Raw genomic sequence first — 14,402 nt, 5'->3', positions numbered from 1 at the left:
AACGCCTCCTTAAATATCTTTGGGATGGGTAATTACCCCTGTAAGAGCTGAAGCTGCAGCCACATAAGCACTGGAAAGATAAACTTCGCTTTCCAAACTGCCCATACGCCCCTTAAAATTGCGGTTGGTAGTAGCAAGGCACCTTTCTCCTCCAGCTAAAATGCCCATATGCCCTCCAAGACAGGGGCCACAGGTAGGAGGTCCAACCACTGCTCCTGCTTCCAGGAAAATCTCCAACAACCCTTCTTTTAAAGCCTGTTTAAAGATATTGGGAGTAGCAGGCAAAATAATCAAGCGCACGCCTTTGGCCACTTTTTTACCCCTTAAGACTTCAGCTGCCTGCCTTAAGTCACTAATCCTTCCATTGGTACAAGAACCTATGACTACCTGGTCAATTTTTATTCCCTTTACTTCTTCCACTTCTTTTACATTTTCCGGCAGGTGAGGACAGGCCACCACAGGCTGCAACCCATTGGCATCTATTTCCACTACCTGCTCATACCTAGCCTCTTTATCTGGGAAAAGGGGTTTATCTTCCCTTCCTTTTTCCCTGGTATAAGCCAAAGTCTTTTCATCAGCAGCAAATAGTCCTGCTTTGCCTCCTGCTTCTATGGCCATATTGGCAATGGTGAGACGACCTTCAATATCCAAGAGTTCAATGGCCTCACCCTGAAACTCCAGAGCTCGGTACAGGGCCCCATCTACGCCAATAAGTCCAATTAACTTTAAAATAATATCCTTGGCAGTAACAAAGGGATTTAACTTGCCCCTAACCTTTACCAAGATGGTCTCTGGCACCTTGAACCAGGTTTCTCCAAAGGCCATGGCATAAGCTATATCTGTAGAGCCCAAACCAGTGGCAAAGGCACCCAGCCCACCATAGGTGCAGGTATGACTATCTGCTCCCACCACTATTTCTCCTGGTCCCACCAGCCCCAGTTCTGGCAAAAGAGCATGCTCTACGCCGGCTTCTCCTCCTTCATAATAGTGAAGGATTTCCTGAGCTGCAGCAAATTCTCTAACTTTTTTTACCTGCTCAGCAAACTTAATATCCTTGTTGGGAGTAAAATGATCACAGACCAAAATCACCCTATCTTTAGCAAAGACCCTTGTGGCACCCATCTTTTTAAAAGATTCTATGGCCAAAGGAGCAGTAATGTCATTGGCCAATACCTTATCCACCTTTACCTGTACAATTTGCCCTGGGCCTGTTATCTCTTCCTGGGTATGGGCCTGCAAAATCTTTTCCGCCAGAGTCTTACCCATTTTTCTTTTCCTCCTCTTTTTTTACCAACCTGTTCAAAGCATTGATGTAGGCTTTAGCACTGGCTACAATAATGTCTGGATCTGAAGCTCTGCCCACAGAAGTAAGGTTGTTTTCTTCAATTTTTACTGTAACTTCTCCTTGAGCATCAGTTCCACCAGTAATGGCATTGACAGAGTAGCGTAAAAGTTTAGGCTTTCTACCTACAATTCGCCCAATGGTATTAAAAACCGCATCAATTGGTCCTACACCAAAGTGAGCAAGTTTTTTCTCTTCCCCATTTACATCCATTTTTAATACTGCTGTAGGAATGGCCATATTGCCAGAAATGGCACTTAAATAAATCAACTTATACTTGTCTGGCAATCTAAAAATCTCTTCCAAAACCACAGCTTCCACATCTTCTTCAAAAATCTGCTTCTTTTTATCCGCCAATTTTTTAATGGCCATAAACACCTGGTCCAATTGCTCTTCACTCAAACGATAGCCCAGTTCTTCCAGTTTTTTCTTTACTGCATGCCTGCCAGAATGTTTTCCCAACACAATATCTGAAGAAGTTTTGCCCACACTCTCTGGAGTCATGATTTCATAAGTGGCCTTATGCTTTAATACGCCATCCTGATGGATACCAGATTCGTGAGCAAAGGCATTGGCACCCACAATGGCCTTATAGGGTGGAATGGGTTGGCCAATAATCATGGAAAGTAAACGGCAGGAAGGATATATCTGCTCACTTTTTACATTGGTAAGAAGTTTATAGCGGTCCTCTCTGACCTTAAGGTTCATAATCACTTCTTCTAAAGCAGCATTGCCAGCCCTTTCTCCTATACCACTTAAAGTCACCTCAGCCTGCCTGGCTCCTGCTTTTAAAGCCGCCAGGGTATTGGCCACAGCCAATCCCAAATCATTATGGCAATGAACACTAAAAATAACTTCTGGACCTCTTTTTACATGCTCTATTAAATATTTAATCAGCTCTGCAAATTCATCAGGCTGGGTATAGCCAACTGTATCCGGTACATTTAAGACCTTGGCTCCAGCCTGAACTGCTACATTAAAGACTTGAACCAGATAGTCCCAATCTGAACGAGAGGCATCTTCTGCAGAAAATTCCACATTGGGGCACAAACTGCTGGCAAACCCAACAGCCTCTCTGGTCAGCTCCAAAACCTCTTCTCTACTTTTCCTGAGTTTGTGTTTTAAATGAATATCTGAAGTGGCAATAAAGGTATGAATCCTGGGATTACTGCTCTCCTTAACAGCCTCATAAGCCAGTTCAATGTCCCTTTTCACTGCCCGACAAAGGCCTGCAACCTGCACTTCCTTTACTGCCCTGGCTATTTCCCTCACGGCCTCAAAGTCTCCAGGACTGGCAGCAGGAAAACCTGCTTCAATAATATCCACGCCCAGACGCTCCAGTTGTCTGGCCAATCTCACCTTTTCCTGCAAATTCATGGTAGCGCCTGGAGACTGCTCTCCATCACGCAATGTGGTATCAAAAATATAGACCTTATCCATAAAAGGAATCCTCCTGTTTGTTTTAGTTAAACTTAAAAAAAGAGAAAAAATTTTTATGTGGGGGGTTAAGTGCCTTACGAGAGTTCCTGGGGGAACTCCCGTAGGTTGGCCTTTCTTAGGCGTAGGTAAAAAAGGGAATAAGCATAACCAGAAATAAGATATGCTAAAAAGAAAAGAAATCCCAAGAATTTGGGTTCAGAAGCAATAAGGGCAAAAAGGAAAATAACTATTACCGTACTGGTAAAGGGATGATTTTTAACCATTTCTATATCTTTAAAAGATGCATACTTAATGCTGCTGACCATAGTCAAAGCCAGAACAAAAGTCAAACCCAGAGTCAAGGCAGCCAGCCATCTGGGAGTTATAAAGGCGGGCAAATAACTGCTAAAAAAGACAAAAGTAGCCAAAGTACAGGCAGCTGCAGGTATGGGTAAACCTAAAAAGAACTTTTTAGAAAGGGATTTGGTCTGGATGTTAAAGCGGGCCAAACGCAAAGCACCACAGGCCAGAAACAAAAAGCTAATCACCAATCCAATTCGCCCAAAAATATGGGTCTGCCAGAGATAGACCAGCACCGCAGGCCCCACCCCAAAGGCCACTAAGTCTGCCAGGGAATCGTATTGAATACCAAAATCTGAACTGGCCTTGGCCAATCTGGCCACTTTTCCATCTATACCATCAAAAAAACAGCTAATCAAAATGGCCAAGGCAGCTTGCTCAAATTTTCCCTCCAGGGAAAAAAGTATTCCCCAAAACCCCACAAACAAACTGGCTGTGGTTAAAAGGTTGGGTAAAATGTACAGAGATTTATATTTGGGTTTATCCTTATCCATCTTTTTTTCTAGCCAAAATGGTAGCGCCAGCTAAAACCTTATCTCCTATCTTTACCTCTGGTTCATAAGAGGAAGGCAGGTAAAGGTCAACCCTGGAGCCAAATTTTATCAAGCCAAATCTCTCTCCTCTTTGCAGGGCTTCCTCTGGCTTGGCAAAGGAAACAATACGCCTGGCTATAAGTCCAGCAATCTGTACCACTGTCCACAATTTACCTTCTTCATCCTGCAAGAGGATTAAATTGCGTTCGTTATCCTTACTGGCCTTATCCAGAGAAGCATTAAAAAACTTGCCTGGAATGTAAACTTGTTTTTGCACCTGGCCTTTGATGGGAGAACGGTTGATATGCACATTGAAAACATTCATAAAGGTAGAGATTAAAAGCCTATCTTCACCTGTTAAAGGACACTTTGCTGGCTCGATTTTGATAATTTTCCCATCAGCAGGAGCTACAGCCACATTGGCTTCTGGAGGAATAACCCGATGAGGGTCGCGAAAAAAATTCAAAATCAAAACAAAAAGCACAAAGGCCAAAAAGCTTAAAAATTCACACTCCCAAAGGGCCAAAAGCAAGGCTAAAAAACCAGTTACAAGAAGATAGGGCACACCTTCAGGACAAATTCTTGTTTTAGGCTGATACATTTTTCTCCTTGGTTTTAATTTCTTCTCTTTTTTTAAGCACTTGTCAACCAGGTTGTAATCTGGACCTATTTTTTAGGGCCCAAGTACTGTTTTTTCCACTCTTCCAAAAACAAAAAAGCTGCCTCAATGGGAGTAAGCTCTTCTTGCCCCTGTTTAATAGTATGGATTATATCTGCAAGAGAACTATCCACTTTTAATCCCTTTTCCCGTAAAAAACGCTCTATTTCCAGCCTCACCTCTTCAGGTAAAGAAGAAGTCTCCAGTTTAAGCTCATCCAGAGGCTTTAAGCTCACCTTCTTTTCTAAAAAGGAAACCAGTGTCTGCATTCTGTGGGCATAAGTGTGTTCCCTTAAGGCCCTTGCCCTGGCCCTGGTTGCAATTTCATGCCTTTCCTCTTCCCGAGGTAAAAAATAGTTAATTTTCTCCTTTAAGTCTTCCAGAGACTCAAAGGTAATAACTTCTTCTTCACTAAACAAGGCAGGCAAAAGTTCTCTCCTGTCCACCAGTTGAAAACAACCACACCCTGCTATTTCAAAGGTCCTGGGATTAACAAAATCCCCTTTACTTACCAACTCCTGGTCCTGCAGGCTGGAATGCAGGTTTAAGTTTATTTTAGAGGCATTAAAAATCTTTACCACCTCTTCAGAACTGACCCTTCTTCCGCCTTCTTGCACAAAAGGTTCCAGTAAGGGCTCTCCTTCCCATTCTGTGCCCCAGATCTTTAAATCATACTCTACCAATTCCTTAAAGGCCTTTCTTCTATTGGGATAGCCTGCTCCCATAAAAGAAAGCTCACTGCCATAACGCTTCTTATCCACAATATTTAAGTCCAGAGGCCGATGAAAAGAAGGCAAACACGCCAGAGGGAGATAGAGGTGATTGCTTACGCCTATGTTATTCAAGGCAGAAAAAAAGGTTCTTGTTGAATCACCGCAAAAACATCATACAAAGGAGCAAAACTTCGCCAATAGGTAAAGAGACGAAAATCCTCCACAAACCACATTACAGAAGGGATATTTTCCTTTTCAGCCTGAGTAAGACCTGGCGGGTAAGAGGCGCCTGGGCTAAGGCCAGGACAAAACCTGGTTCAAATTCTTCTATTTTAGCCCAAATAGCTTCAGATACTACTTGAATGAACCCCTGTTCCAGTTGCTCCAACCTGGTGGAGTTGATTCTAAGTTGCTTTAAATTTTGCAAAGAAGAATAAAAAAGACCTGAATCAAAGACCTCCACCAGATGTCCCAGTTCCCTTAAACCTTCTGCAGCAAACTTACCTATGGGATAGGACCCTCCATAAAAGGGAAGGACCACCAGCACTTTGTATCTAGGCATTTATCTCCTGCACCAATTCTTCAGTTAAAAGATACATTTCTTCCCCATGCTCAAAACCAAGCAGGTGTAAAAAACCGTGAATGGCCAATCGCCAGAAGTGCTCCTCTGGCTCTTGAGCATAAAGAAAGGATTCTCTGACCACTGCCGGGATACTTATCACCAATTCTCCCAGATAATCTTCCCTTTCTGCTGGAAAACTAAGTACATTGGTAGGTCCAACGCACTGCAAAAACTTTTCATTTAGTTCTGCCAGCAAGGCATCTTCCGCCAGAATAACTTCCATGCCCTTGGAAGAACAGGCAAACTTATCCATCAAGAACAAAAATCCCTCTTTTATTTCCCTGGGACTTAAATGCACTAAAAAAAGAAGATTGGTCTTAAGACTTATTTCCATTGTCATTGGGAGCAAAATTTTCGTAAGCCTCTACTATTTTTCCCACCAAAGAATGCCTGATTACATCCTTTTGGTCAAAATAAATAAACCCTACTTCAGGTAAGTTTTTTAAAACTTGACTGGCCTGAATAAGCCCGGAGGTAACCTTTTCTGGCAGGTCCACCTGAGTAATATCTCCAGTAACTACCATTTTGGAATTAAAGCCCATGCGGGTCAAAAACATCTTCATCTGCTCAGAAGTAGTATTTTGAGCTTCGTCCAGAATAATAAAGGCATCATTGAGAGTGCGTCCACGCATAAAGGCCAAAGGAGCCACTTCTATCTGGCCACTATCTAACATTTCCTGTACTTTCTTAAAATCCAGCATATCATTTAAGGCATCATAAAGAGGTCTTAAGTAGGGATTTACCTTTTGCACCAGATCCCCGGGTAAAAATCCCAGTTTCTCCCCGGCTTCCACTGCTGGCCTGGTCAAAACAATCCTTTTGACCTTATTTTGTAAAAAATAGGCCACAGCTACAGCCACAGCCAAATAGGTTTTACCTGTGCCTGCAGGGCCAATGGCAAACACCAGATCCTTTTTCTTAATGGTTTCCAGGTATCTTTTCTGGGAAAGAGTCCTGGGCGAAATGACCTTTTTCCCAGCTACGGTTAAAACCTCTTCTTTAAAAAAACGATGTAAATCTGTTTTGTTATCTTTAGCCAGGACCTTTAAGGAAGCTTCTACATCAGCAGGATAAACTTTATATCCTTTTTTCAACAACTGGTACAACTCCAGAAGACACCTCTTGGCCCAACTAAGGTCCTCTTTATTTTCTGACCGCAAGATAAGTGTATTTCCCTTATTTTCCAGAAAAACCCCAGTTGTCTTATGGATTAGTTCCAAGTGCGAACCCAAAGGACCAAACAAGTCCACCAGGACTTTTTGGTCTTCAAATTCTAAAATTTCTTCTTTCATTCCTTTTCTTTATTCTTCCTCCCCATTGGTAATTTTATAGTTTTCTCTTTTAGCCTGTCTTACAATGGTACCTGGAGGCACATCATGGGTAATCCATACATTACCGCCAATAATAGAGCCTTTGCCAATGGTTACCCTGCCCAAAATGGTAGCACCAGCATAAATAATTACATCATCTTCCACAATAGGATGCCTGGGAAGACCTTTGATAAGAACATTTTTCTCATCTTTGGGAAAACTCTTGGCTCCCAAGGTAACTCCCTGATAGATTCGCACATTATTGCCAATAATACAAGTCTCTCCAATAACCGTGCCTGTACCGTGGTCAATAAAAAAACTTTTGCCAATGGTGGCGCCAGGATGAATATCAATACCAGTTTCTGAATGCGCCAATTCAGTAATAATCCTGGGAATTATTTTAACCCCCAGTTCATGTAAGGCATGGGAAATTCTATAATTGGTCAGAGCTCTCACTGAAGGATAACAAAAAATAGCCTCTCCTGGAGTTTTGGCCGCAGGGTCACCAATGTAGGCAGCCTGTACATCTGTTGCCAGTAAACTTCTAATCTCTGGTAACTTTTGAATAAAGGCTATGGCTACTTCCTCAGCTTCTTTTTCGCAACTAATACAGGTGGTGTCTTCATCGCCACAGACAAAACAGCCACCATAGAGGATTTGATTTTTTAAAGCTCGGTACACCCTGTCCAGAGTTGCGCCCAGATAATATTCCTTGGCTCTTTCGTCGATATGACAGGGACCAAAATAGCCAGGAAAAAGAACTGCTCGCAAATCTTCCACCACCTCCCTTAGCACTGCAATGGAAGGAAGAGGCTGGTTGCTTTCTATGGACAATTTACTCTTGGGAAAATACTCTTTTTCTACTAACTCCTTTACAACCCTTTGAAATACTTCTTTATCCATTTTATTCTTCTCCAAAAAGCGGTGTTGATAAGTAGCGTTCAGCAGTATCACAAGCTACAAAGACTATAAGTTTTCCTCTATTTTCTTCCAATCTGGCCAGTTTTAAAGCAGCGGCCAGATTAGCACCAGAAGATATGCCAGCTAAGATGCCTTCTTCGCCAATGAGCCTTCTGGCCATTAAAAAGGCTTCTTCATCTGCTATCTTTTCAATCTGGTCAACTACTTTTAAATCCAAAACCTTGGGGATAAATCCCGCACCTATGCCTTGAATTTTATGAGGTCCAGGATTACCACCAGAAAGCACCGGAGAGTTTAAGGGCTCTACTGCCACCACTTTTATGGCTGGATTTTTTTCCTTTAGCTTTCTTCCCACTCCCGTAAGGGTACCGCCAGTACCTACTCCAGCTACAAAAATATCCACTTTGCCCTCTGTATCCTGCCAGATTTCTTCTCCTGTGGTCAGGTAGTGAACCTCTGGATTAAAGACATTCTCAAATTGCATGGGCATAAAGGCCCTGGGCTCTCTTTCAACAATTTCTTTGGCCTTTTTCACTGCTCCAGCCATTCCTTCCTCAGCTGGGGTTAAAATCAATTCTGCTCCCATGGCCTTAAGCAACTTTCGTCGCTCTATACTCATACTCTCAGGCATGGTTAAAATTAACTTTAGACCCAGCACCTGACAGGCCAGAGCCAGCCCTATCCCTGTATTTCCACTGGTAGGCTCCACAATAACACTACCCTTCTCAATTAACCCCTGTTCCAGGGCCCGGGTCAACATATTTTTGGCAATCCTATCCTTCACTGAACTCGCTGGATTGTAATATTCCAGTTTGGCTGCTACCCTGGCTGGCAGACCCCGGGTCAATTTATTCAAATAAACCAGAGGGGTTTTACCCACTAACTCTAACACATTGGAATAAATCATTTTTTCACCCTAAAAGTTTTCTTCCCTAATGACAGGCACATTGGCCCCAGTTATCTTTTCCCTGTTTCAACTCCTTTTCCATTTCCTCAGGAGAAAAGGGAGAAATACTGCGTAGCTTTTCTATTATCCTGGGCATTTCTTTCAGCACAAGTTCTATTTCTTCTTCGCTATTATACCTGCTTAAACTAAAACGAATGGACCCATGGGCATAATTAAAAGGAACTCCCATAGCCCGTAAGACATGGGAAGGCTCTAGACTTCCTGAAGTACAGGCAGAGCCTGAACTGGCACAAATCCCCAACTCATTTAAAAGAAGCAAAATAGCCTCTCCTTCCACATAACCAAAGGAAACATTGCAGGTATTGGGAAGTCTTTTCTCTTTATGGCCATTTAAACGGGTATACGGAATTTTTAACAATCCCTGTTCCAGTTTGTCGCGCAAAGCCTTTACCCTGGTTCTTTCTTCCTCAAAATTATTTGCAGCCAGCTCACAGGCCTTACCCAGACCTATAATGCCAGTGGTGTTTTCTGTACCAGCCCTTCGGCCTCGTTCTTGATGGCCTCCAATCATAAAAGGCTGAAAAGGAGTTTTTTTACGAACAAAAAGGGCACCTACTCCCTTGGGAGCGTGCAGTTTGTGACCAGATAAAGAAAGCATGTCCACTGGAAGCTTACTCAAATCAATCTCCTCTTTACCCACTGCCTGGACTGCATCAGTGTGGAACAACACACCTTTTTCTTTGGCAATTTCAGCAATTTCTGCAATGGGGAAAACAACTCCTGTTTCATTGTTGGCCCACATAACGCTGATAATGGCAGTGTCTGGTCTAATACTTGCCTTTAATTCTTCCAGATCCAACTCACCCTGGGCATTAACTCCCAGATAGGTAACTTCGTAGCCCAATTTTTTTCCAGGTACTTACATAAACTCAATATGGCTGGATGCTCTACCTTGGTGGTAATTAAATGCCTTTTTTCTGGAAAACTGCGTAAAGCAGAAAAAATAGCAGTATTATCGCTTTCTGTACCACAGGCAGTAAAAATTATTTCTTCAGGAGAACAGTTTAAAATAGCCGCAACTTTTTCTCTGGCCTTTTTAATCTCCTTTCCCACTTCACCACCAAAAGAATGCATACTGGAAGGGTTGCCATACCTTTCGCTAAAAAGGGAAGTATCTCCTCCAGTACTTCCGGAGCTACCCTGGTGGTAGCATTATTATCCAGATAAACCACCTTATTCATTTGCTTCCTCCACTGTCAGTTGAGGTGAAACCTTCTCTTGTAAGCTCTTTTCCACAAAGTCCTTAAGAGTTAACTGGCTGGAAGGACACCTGGTACACTTTCCTCTTAAAGATACCAGCACCTTATCTCCTTCAATATCTATAAGTTCAATATCACCACCATCTCGCTGCAAAGCTGGTCTTATTTCTTCTTCCAGTACCTTAAGCACCTTTTGCATCTTCTGTACATTAGATAATTTTTTGGGCTTTTTCTCCTGAGCTTGTTCCAGTTCTTTACGCACTTCTGCTAAAATCTCTTCCAATTGAGGTAAACAATTTTCACATCCTCCACCAGCCTTGGTGTAATAGGTAATGTCTTCCACACTTTTTAAATCATTTTCCTTAATGGCCCTGCGAATCTCTTCATCTGTAACCCCAAAACACTCACAGACAATCTCTCCTTCCAGTTGCTTTTCTTCTACCTCTTCTCCTAGATAGTTCTTAATGGCTGCTTCTAAAGCCTGCTGCCCCATTACTGAACAGTGCATCTTGGCTTTGGGCAGCCCGCCTAAAAACTCGGCAATATCCTTATTGGTAATTTTTCTGGCTTCTTCAATGGTTTTTCCTTTGATAAGCTCAGTAAGAGCAGAACTAGAAGCAATGGCACTGGCACAACCAAAGGTCTTAAACTTGGCATCCACAATTTTCCCATCTTCTATTTTCAAATACAACTTAAGGGCATCTCCACAGGCAATGCTGCCCACTTCTCCCACTGCATCTGCATCCTCTATTTCTCCCACATTCTTGGGATTTAAGAAAAACTCTTTTACCTTATCTGTGTATTCCCACATAACCTTACTCCTTTGTTTACTTTGAACTTAAGTCTTAAAAAAGTTAATAAACTCTTTTAGCAAAAAGTAAAGAAAAAAGTTAGGAGAAACTAATATTTTTTAAAAAATACTCCCTTTACCTTTTTTCTTTTTTAGTCTACCTTAAAAGCTATGCCTAAAAAGCCTCAAATCAAGCTAGTTTTTTCCTTTTTACTCTGGTTAGCTCTACTTATAGGGATTTGTTTTAGCTTAGAAAATTTGCTTACCCAAAGAATCAAAAATAATTTTTTTCGTCAAAAGGGCCTGGAGTTTACTCAAAACATAAATTCCCGCTTTAAGCAAAACTACCTTCTTGCCACCAATAAGCCTGACCTTTTTTGGCCTAACCTGGCTACAAGCATAAGGGAATACTTAAAAGCAAAAGATGTTTTTATTATTGATGTAGACAGCTCTCTTCTAGCAAGTACCCAGATAAATCCAGACAACAAGTTATACCTGGAAGATAAAAATTATCACCTGGCTTTAAAAAAACAAACCTTTAGTTATACAGAAAAGGAGGATAGTATAATTTATTATCTTCCTTTTTATTTTGGAGATAAAGTTTTATACTTAAGAGTGGATTTAGATAAGACCTTTTACCTGCATAAACTAAAGCAGCTGGCACAGTTTCAAGACCTTTTACTTATAGCGATGCTGGCTATATTTATTATTTCTTCCCTGCTTTTTGCCTTTATTTTCTATAGGAATCACAAAGAAAAAAAGCAGATGATAGAAGAAGATACAGCCCTTATCGAAGCTCTAGCCTATCAGGCAGAAGGAAGGGATTTGGAGACAGGTAAACACCTGGAAAGGACCAAACTCTATGTTTATAATCTGGCTTTATACTTAAAAAAACATTCTCCTTATAAGAAAATTATTACTAATAGATACCTGGAAAACCTGATAAAAGCTTCAGTTATTCATGATATTGGTAAAGTAGCTGTGCCAGAAAATATTTTATTTAAACGAGGTAAGCTCTCTATTCAGGAATTTGATTTGATTAAAGAACACTGCCTTTATGGGGCTAAGATTATCAATAGAGCCAAGAGTAAGTTTCCCAACTCCCAATTTTTAACTCTGGCCATGGAAATAATTTTATATCACCATGAACGCTTTGATGGTACAGGTTATCCCAAGGGCTTAAAGGGAGAAAATATTCCCTTAAGTGCCAGAATTATGGCTATAGTAGATGTCTACGATGCTATGCGGAGTAAAAAGTGCTATAAAGAAGCTTTAGAGCATGAAAAATGTGTACGTTACATCCTCTCCCAAAAAGGCATGCATTTTGACCCTGTATTGGTGGATGCCTTTTATTCCCTGGAAAAAACCTTTTTAAAAATTTCTTTAGATTACGCAGATAATACCAATTATTTTTAACTTACTAAAGGAAAAAAGATGTTAGCTATTATTGATTACAAAGCAGGTAATTTAACTAGTGTCAAAAGGGCCCTGGATTATCTAGAAATTCCCAATAAAATAACTGCTTCTGCTCAAGATATTTTGCAAAGCAGGGGAATTATTTTTCCAGGCGTAGGAGCAGCAGGCTCTGCCATGCAACATTTACAGAAGACTCACTTGGACAAAGTACTAAAAGAAGCAGTGGCTAAAGATATCCCTCTTCTGGGTATCTGTCTGGGCTGTCAGATTATTTTAGATTTTAGTGAAGAAAATAAGACCCATACCCTGGGCCTTATTCCAGGAAAGTGCTTACGCTTTCAGGAAGATTTAACTGAAGAAGATGGCTCTCCCATCAACATTCCCCATATGGGTTGGAATCAGGTTACCTTAAAAAAAGATTGTCTGCTTTTTGAAGGTATTAAGCCAGAAGCTGAATTCTATTTTGTCCATTCCTATTATCCCGCTCCAGAAAAAGAGTTTATTCTAGGTACTTCCTTTTATGGTCTGGAATTTTGCTCTGTTTTGGGAAGAGAAAGCCTCTGGGCAGTGCAGTTCCATCCAGAAAAAAGCGGAAGACCTGGCTTAACCCTCTTAAAGAACTTCTACAATTATGTGAGGTCAAAATAATTATGCTTAGTAAAAGAATAATCCCCTGTCTGGATGTGAGAGATGGAAAACTCACCAAGGGAATAAAGTTTAAAGACAATGTGGACATTGGCGACCCTGTAGAAACTGCCAAAATCTATTATGAACAAGGAGCAGATGAAATAGTTTTTTACGATATAACTGCCTCCCATGAAGGCAGGTCCATCATGCTCAAGGTGGTGGAAAAGGTAGCTGCTCAAATTTTTATCCCCTTTTCGGTAGGAGGGGGAATCTCCTCTATAGAAGATATGCGAGCAGTTCTTCTGGCAGGAGCAGAAAAAATTTCCATTAACTCTGCAGCAGTGAAAAATCCTTCCCTCATTAGTGAAGGTGCTGAAGCCTTTGGCTCGCAGTGTATAGTGGTAGGCATGGATGTTTTAAAGGTCCCTGTATCTTCGCAAATACCTTCAGGGTATGAGGTGGTCATACACGGCGGCAGAAAGCCCATGGGGATTGATGCCCTCTGGTGGGCCCAGGAAGTGGAAAAACTGGGAGCAGGTGAAATCTGCCTTAATTCCATTGATGCTGACGGTACCAAAGAAGGATATGAACTGACCTTAACCAGGCTCATTGCTGAAAATGTCCGTATCCCAGTCATAGCCTCTGGAGGGGCAGGTCATCCTGAGCACATGGTAGAGGCAGTAAGTAAAGGAAAAGCTTCTGCAGCTCTCATTGCTTCTATTGTTCACTATGGAGAATGGTCTATTCCAGAGATTAAAAAATATATGCATAATCAAGGAGTAAAAGTAAGACTTGTCTGGTAAAGAGAATAAGAAAATAATTTTAGAAGTCATGACCCAATGCGAGGCAGAGGTAATCAGCAAAGAAATCACCATTAAAGAAGATTTAAAACAAGAACTTAAAGAAACTCTAGAAAAAATGCGCAAAAACAAGTTTCAAAGTGTGGCCTGGTTAGGAGATAAATACTTAGGTGGAACCTGGTTTGATCTAAAAAACTTTAAATGGAGTGCTGAACTGGAAGAAGAAGTATGGCAGGATTAAAAGTAAAAATTAATCTGCTTTAAAAATACCGCTCTTACCCCCCTCTTTGTATAAGAGCCTGCTCTTTTCTAAAATAATATCCTTTTGCACAGCCTTACACATATCGTAAATAGTAAGCATGGCTACATTGACAGCAACCAAGGCTTCCATTTCTACTCCAGTCTTATCTGTTGTTTCCACTTTACTTTCTATCCTAATTCTTTGCTCTTCTTCGAGTACTTCAAAACTCACATCCACAAAAGTAAGCTTTAAAGGATGACAAAGGGGAATAAGCTCTGCTGTTTTCTTGGCAGCCATAATCCCAGCTATCTTGGCGGTAGTAAGCACATCCCCCTTGGGCAGGGCCTTTTCTTTTAACAGCCTTAAGGTCTTAGCATTTAAGCGTATAAAACCTTCGGCAATGGCTATTCTTCTGGAGTCCTGTTTTTCTCCCACATTGACCATCTTTATCTGACCTTGCTCATCTAGATGGGAAAAGCCCATT

16 protein-coding genes and 1 pseudogene are annotated in these 14,402 nt (G+C 41.4%); 4 read left to right on the top strand and 13 right to left on the bottom strand.

Translation table 11 applies throughout. From position 1 onward, the window contains the following. Positions 1–9 precede the first annotated feature (9 nt). The 12 genes and pseudogenes from leuC to nifU all read right to left on the bottom strand — a co-directional run bounded on the left by leuC (position 10) and on the right by nifU (position 10,855). Positions 10–1,266 carry a 3-isopropylmalate dehydratase large subunit gene (gene leuC, locus ACZ42F_RS01355; protein WP_464279464.1) on the bottom strand — a complete coding sequence of 419 codons (1,257 nt, stop codon included), beginning with the start codon at positions 1,264–1,266 and terminating at the stop codon, positions 10–12. Then, positions 1,259–2,791: a 2-isopropylmalate synthase gene (locus ACZ42F_RS01350; protein WP_464280280.1), complete on the bottom strand. Its 1,533-nt coding sequence runs from the start codon at positions 2,789–2,791 to the stop codon at positions 1,259–1,261. Before ACZ42F_RS01350 ends, leuC begins: the two co-directional genes overlap by 8 nt. A 65-nt stretch (positions 2,792–2,856) precedes the next feature. Beyond that, the gene (gene pssA, locus ACZ42F_RS01345) at positions 2,857–3,615 is read right to left on the bottom strand and encodes a CDP-diacylglycerol--serine O-phosphatidyltransferase (protein ID WP_464279463.1); all 759 of its coding nucleotides are present in this window, start codon (positions 3,613–3,615) and stop codon (positions 2,857–2,859) included. After that, entirely contained in the window at positions 3,608–4,255 is a 648-nt protein-coding gene (locus ACZ42F_RS01340; protein WP_029969343.1) for a phosphatidylserine decarboxylase family protein, read from the bottom strand. Before ACZ42F_RS01340 ends, pssA begins: the two co-directional genes overlap by 8 nt. Before the next feature lie 65 nt (positions 4,256–4,320). Further along, on the bottom strand, positions 4,321–5,157 hold the full coding sequence (locus tag ACZ42F_RS01335) for a CgeB family protein (protein ID WP_464279462.1): 837 nt from the start codon (positions 5,155–5,157) through the stop codon (positions 4,321–4,323). 100 nt (positions 5,158–5,257) lie between these two features. Further along, positions 5,258–5,587 carry a hypothetical protein gene (locus ACZ42F_RS01330; RefSeq protein ID WP_464279461.1) on the bottom strand — a complete coding sequence of 110 codons (330 nt, stop codon included), beginning with the start codon at positions 5,585–5,587 and terminating at the stop codon, positions 5,258–5,260. Next, the gene (ybeY, locus tag ACZ42F_RS01325; protein ID WP_464279460.1) at positions 5,580–5,981 is read right to left on the bottom strand and encodes an rRNA maturation RNase YbeY; all 402 of its coding nucleotides are present in this window, start codon (positions 5,979–5,981) and stop codon (positions 5,580–5,582) included. The genes ACZ42F_RS01330 and ybeY overlap by 8 nt, the downstream gene beginning before the upstream one ends. After that, the gene (locus ACZ42F_RS01320; protein WP_029969351.1) at positions 5,965–6,939 is read right to left on the bottom strand and encodes a PhoH family protein; all 975 of its coding nucleotides are present in this window, start codon (positions 6,937–6,939) and stop codon (positions 5,965–5,967) included. Before ACZ42F_RS01320 ends, ybeY begins: the two co-directional genes overlap by 17 nt. 9 nt (positions 6,940–6,948) lie before the next feature. Beyond that, the gene (gene epsC, locus ACZ42F_RS01315; RefSeq protein ID WP_464279459.1) at positions 6,949–7,860 is read right to left on the bottom strand and encodes a serine O-acetyltransferase EpsC; all 912 of its coding nucleotides are present in this window, start codon (positions 7,858–7,860) and stop codon (positions 6,949–6,951) included. Position 7,861: 1 nt separating this feature from the next. Next, the gene (cysK, locus tag ACZ42F_RS01310) at positions 7,862–8,785 is read right to left on the bottom strand and encodes a cysteine synthase A (RefSeq protein WP_464279458.1); all 924 of its coding nucleotides are present in this window, start codon (positions 8,783–8,785) and stop codon (positions 7,862–7,864) included. Between the two features lie 25 nt (positions 8,786–8,810). After that, positions 8,811–10,026 (bottom strand): annotated as a pseudogene (gene nifS, locus ACZ42F_RS01305) (cysteine desulfurase NifS). Continuing rightward, on the bottom strand, positions 10,019–10,855 hold the full coding sequence (gene nifU / locus ACZ42F_RS01300; protein WP_464279457.1) for a Fe-S cluster assembly protein NifU: 837 nt from the start codon (positions 10,853–10,855) through the stop codon (positions 10,019–10,021). The pseudogene nifS and the gene nifU overlap by 8 nt, the downstream one beginning before the upstream one ends. Before the next feature lie 150 nt (positions 10,856–11,005). Here nifU and ACZ42F_RS01295 point away from each other — a divergent pair, with 150 nt between their 5' ends. Genes ACZ42F_RS01295 through ACZ42F_RS01280 form a run of 4 tightly spaced genes read left to right on the top strand, consistent with a single transcriptional unit; the run spans position 11,006 to position 13,918 of the window. After that, positions 11,006–12,250: an HD-GYP domain-containing protein gene (locus ACZ42F_RS01295; protein WP_464279456.1), complete on the top strand. Its 1,245-nt coding sequence runs from the start codon at positions 11,006–11,008 to the stop codon at positions 12,248–12,250. Positions 12,251–12,268: 18 nt separating this feature from the next. Continuing rightward, positions 12,269–12,898 (top strand): imidazole glycerol phosphate synthase subunit HisH, encoded by a 630-nt coding sequence (hisH, locus tag ACZ42F_RS01290; protein WP_464279455.1) that lies wholly within the window; start codon positions 12,269–12,271, stop codon positions 12,896–12,898. Positions 12,899–12,900: 2 nt separating this feature from the next. Continuing rightward, complete coding sequence (gene hisF, locus ACZ42F_RS01285; RefSeq protein ID WP_464279454.1) at positions 12,901–13,680, top strand: imidazole glycerol phosphate synthase subunit HisF; 780 nt, start codon at positions 12,901–12,903, stop codon at positions 13,678–13,680. Next, positions 13,670–13,918: a hypothetical protein gene (locus tag ACZ42F_RS01280; protein ID WP_029968433.1), complete on the top strand. Its 249-nt coding sequence runs from the start codon at positions 13,670–13,672 to the stop codon at positions 13,916–13,918. Before hisF ends, ACZ42F_RS01280 begins: the two co-directional genes overlap by 11 nt. Before the next feature lie 9 nt (positions 13,919–13,927). Here ACZ42F_RS01280 and moaC read toward each other — a convergent pair whose 3' ends face one another. Next, on the bottom strand, positions 13,928–14,401 hold the full coding sequence (gene moaC / locus ACZ42F_RS01275) for a cyclic pyranopterin monophosphate synthase MoaC (protein ID WP_464279453.1): 474 nt from the start codon (positions 14,399–14,401) through the stop codon (positions 13,928–13,930). Position 14,402 lies beyond the last annotated feature (1 nt).

Source organism: Desulfonauticus autotrophicus, assembly GCF_055381725.1.
This window is presented reverse-complemented; position numbering and strand designations above follow the sequence as displayed.

Excerpts from the sequence above, each read along its gene's own strand:
- leuC (WP_464279464.1), bottom strand. The coding sequence starts at position 1,266 with ATGGGTAAGACTCTGGCGGAAAAGATTTTGCAGGCCCATACCCAGGAA.
- pssA (WP_464279463.1), bottom strand. The coding sequence starts at position 3,615 with ATGGATAAGGATAAACCCAAATATAAATCTCTGTACATTTTACCCAAC.
- ACZ42F_RS01340 (WP_029969343.1), bottom strand. The coding sequence starts at position 4,255 with ATGTATCAGCCTAAAACAAGAATTTGTCCTGAAGGTGTGCCCTATCTT.
- ACZ42F_RS01330 (WP_464279461.1), bottom strand. The coding sequence starts at position 5,587 with ATGCCTAGATACAAAGTGCTGGTGGTCCTTCCCTTTTATGGAGGGTCC.
- ybeY (WP_464279460.1), bottom strand. The coding sequence starts at position 5,981 with ATGGAAATAAGTCTTAAGACCAATCTTCTTTTTTTAGTGCATTTAAGT.
- ACZ42F_RS01320 (WP_029969351.1), bottom strand. The coding sequence starts at position 6,939 with ATGAAAGAAGAAATTTTAGAATTTGAAGACCAAAAAGTCCTGGTGGAC.
- epsC (WP_464279459.1), bottom strand. The coding sequence starts at position 7,860 with ATGGATAAAGAAGTATTTCAAAGGGTTGTAAAGGAGTTAGTAGAAAAA.
- cysK (WP_464279458.1), bottom strand. The coding sequence starts at position 8,785 with ATGATTTATTCCAATGTGTTAGAGTTAGTGGGTAAAACCCCTCTGGTT.
- nifU (WP_464279457.1), bottom strand. The coding sequence starts at position 10,855 with ATGTGGGAATACACAGATAAGGTAAAAGAGTTTTTCTTAAATCCCAAG.
- ACZ42F_RS01295 (WP_464279456.1), top strand. The coding sequence starts at position 11,006 with ATGCCTAAAAAGCCTCAAATCAAGCTAGTTTTTTCCTTTTTACTCTGG.
- hisH (WP_464279455.1), top strand. The coding sequence starts at position 12,269 with ATGTTAGCTATTATTGATTACAAAGCAGGTAATTTAACTAGTGTCAAA.
- hisF (WP_464279454.1), top strand. The coding sequence starts at position 12,901 with ATGCTTAGTAAAAGAATAATCCCCTGTCTGGATGTGAGAGATGGAAAA.
- moaC (WP_464279453.1), bottom strand. The coding sequence starts at position 14,401 with ATGGGCTTTTCCCATCTAGATGAGCAAGGTCAGATAAAGATGGTCAAT.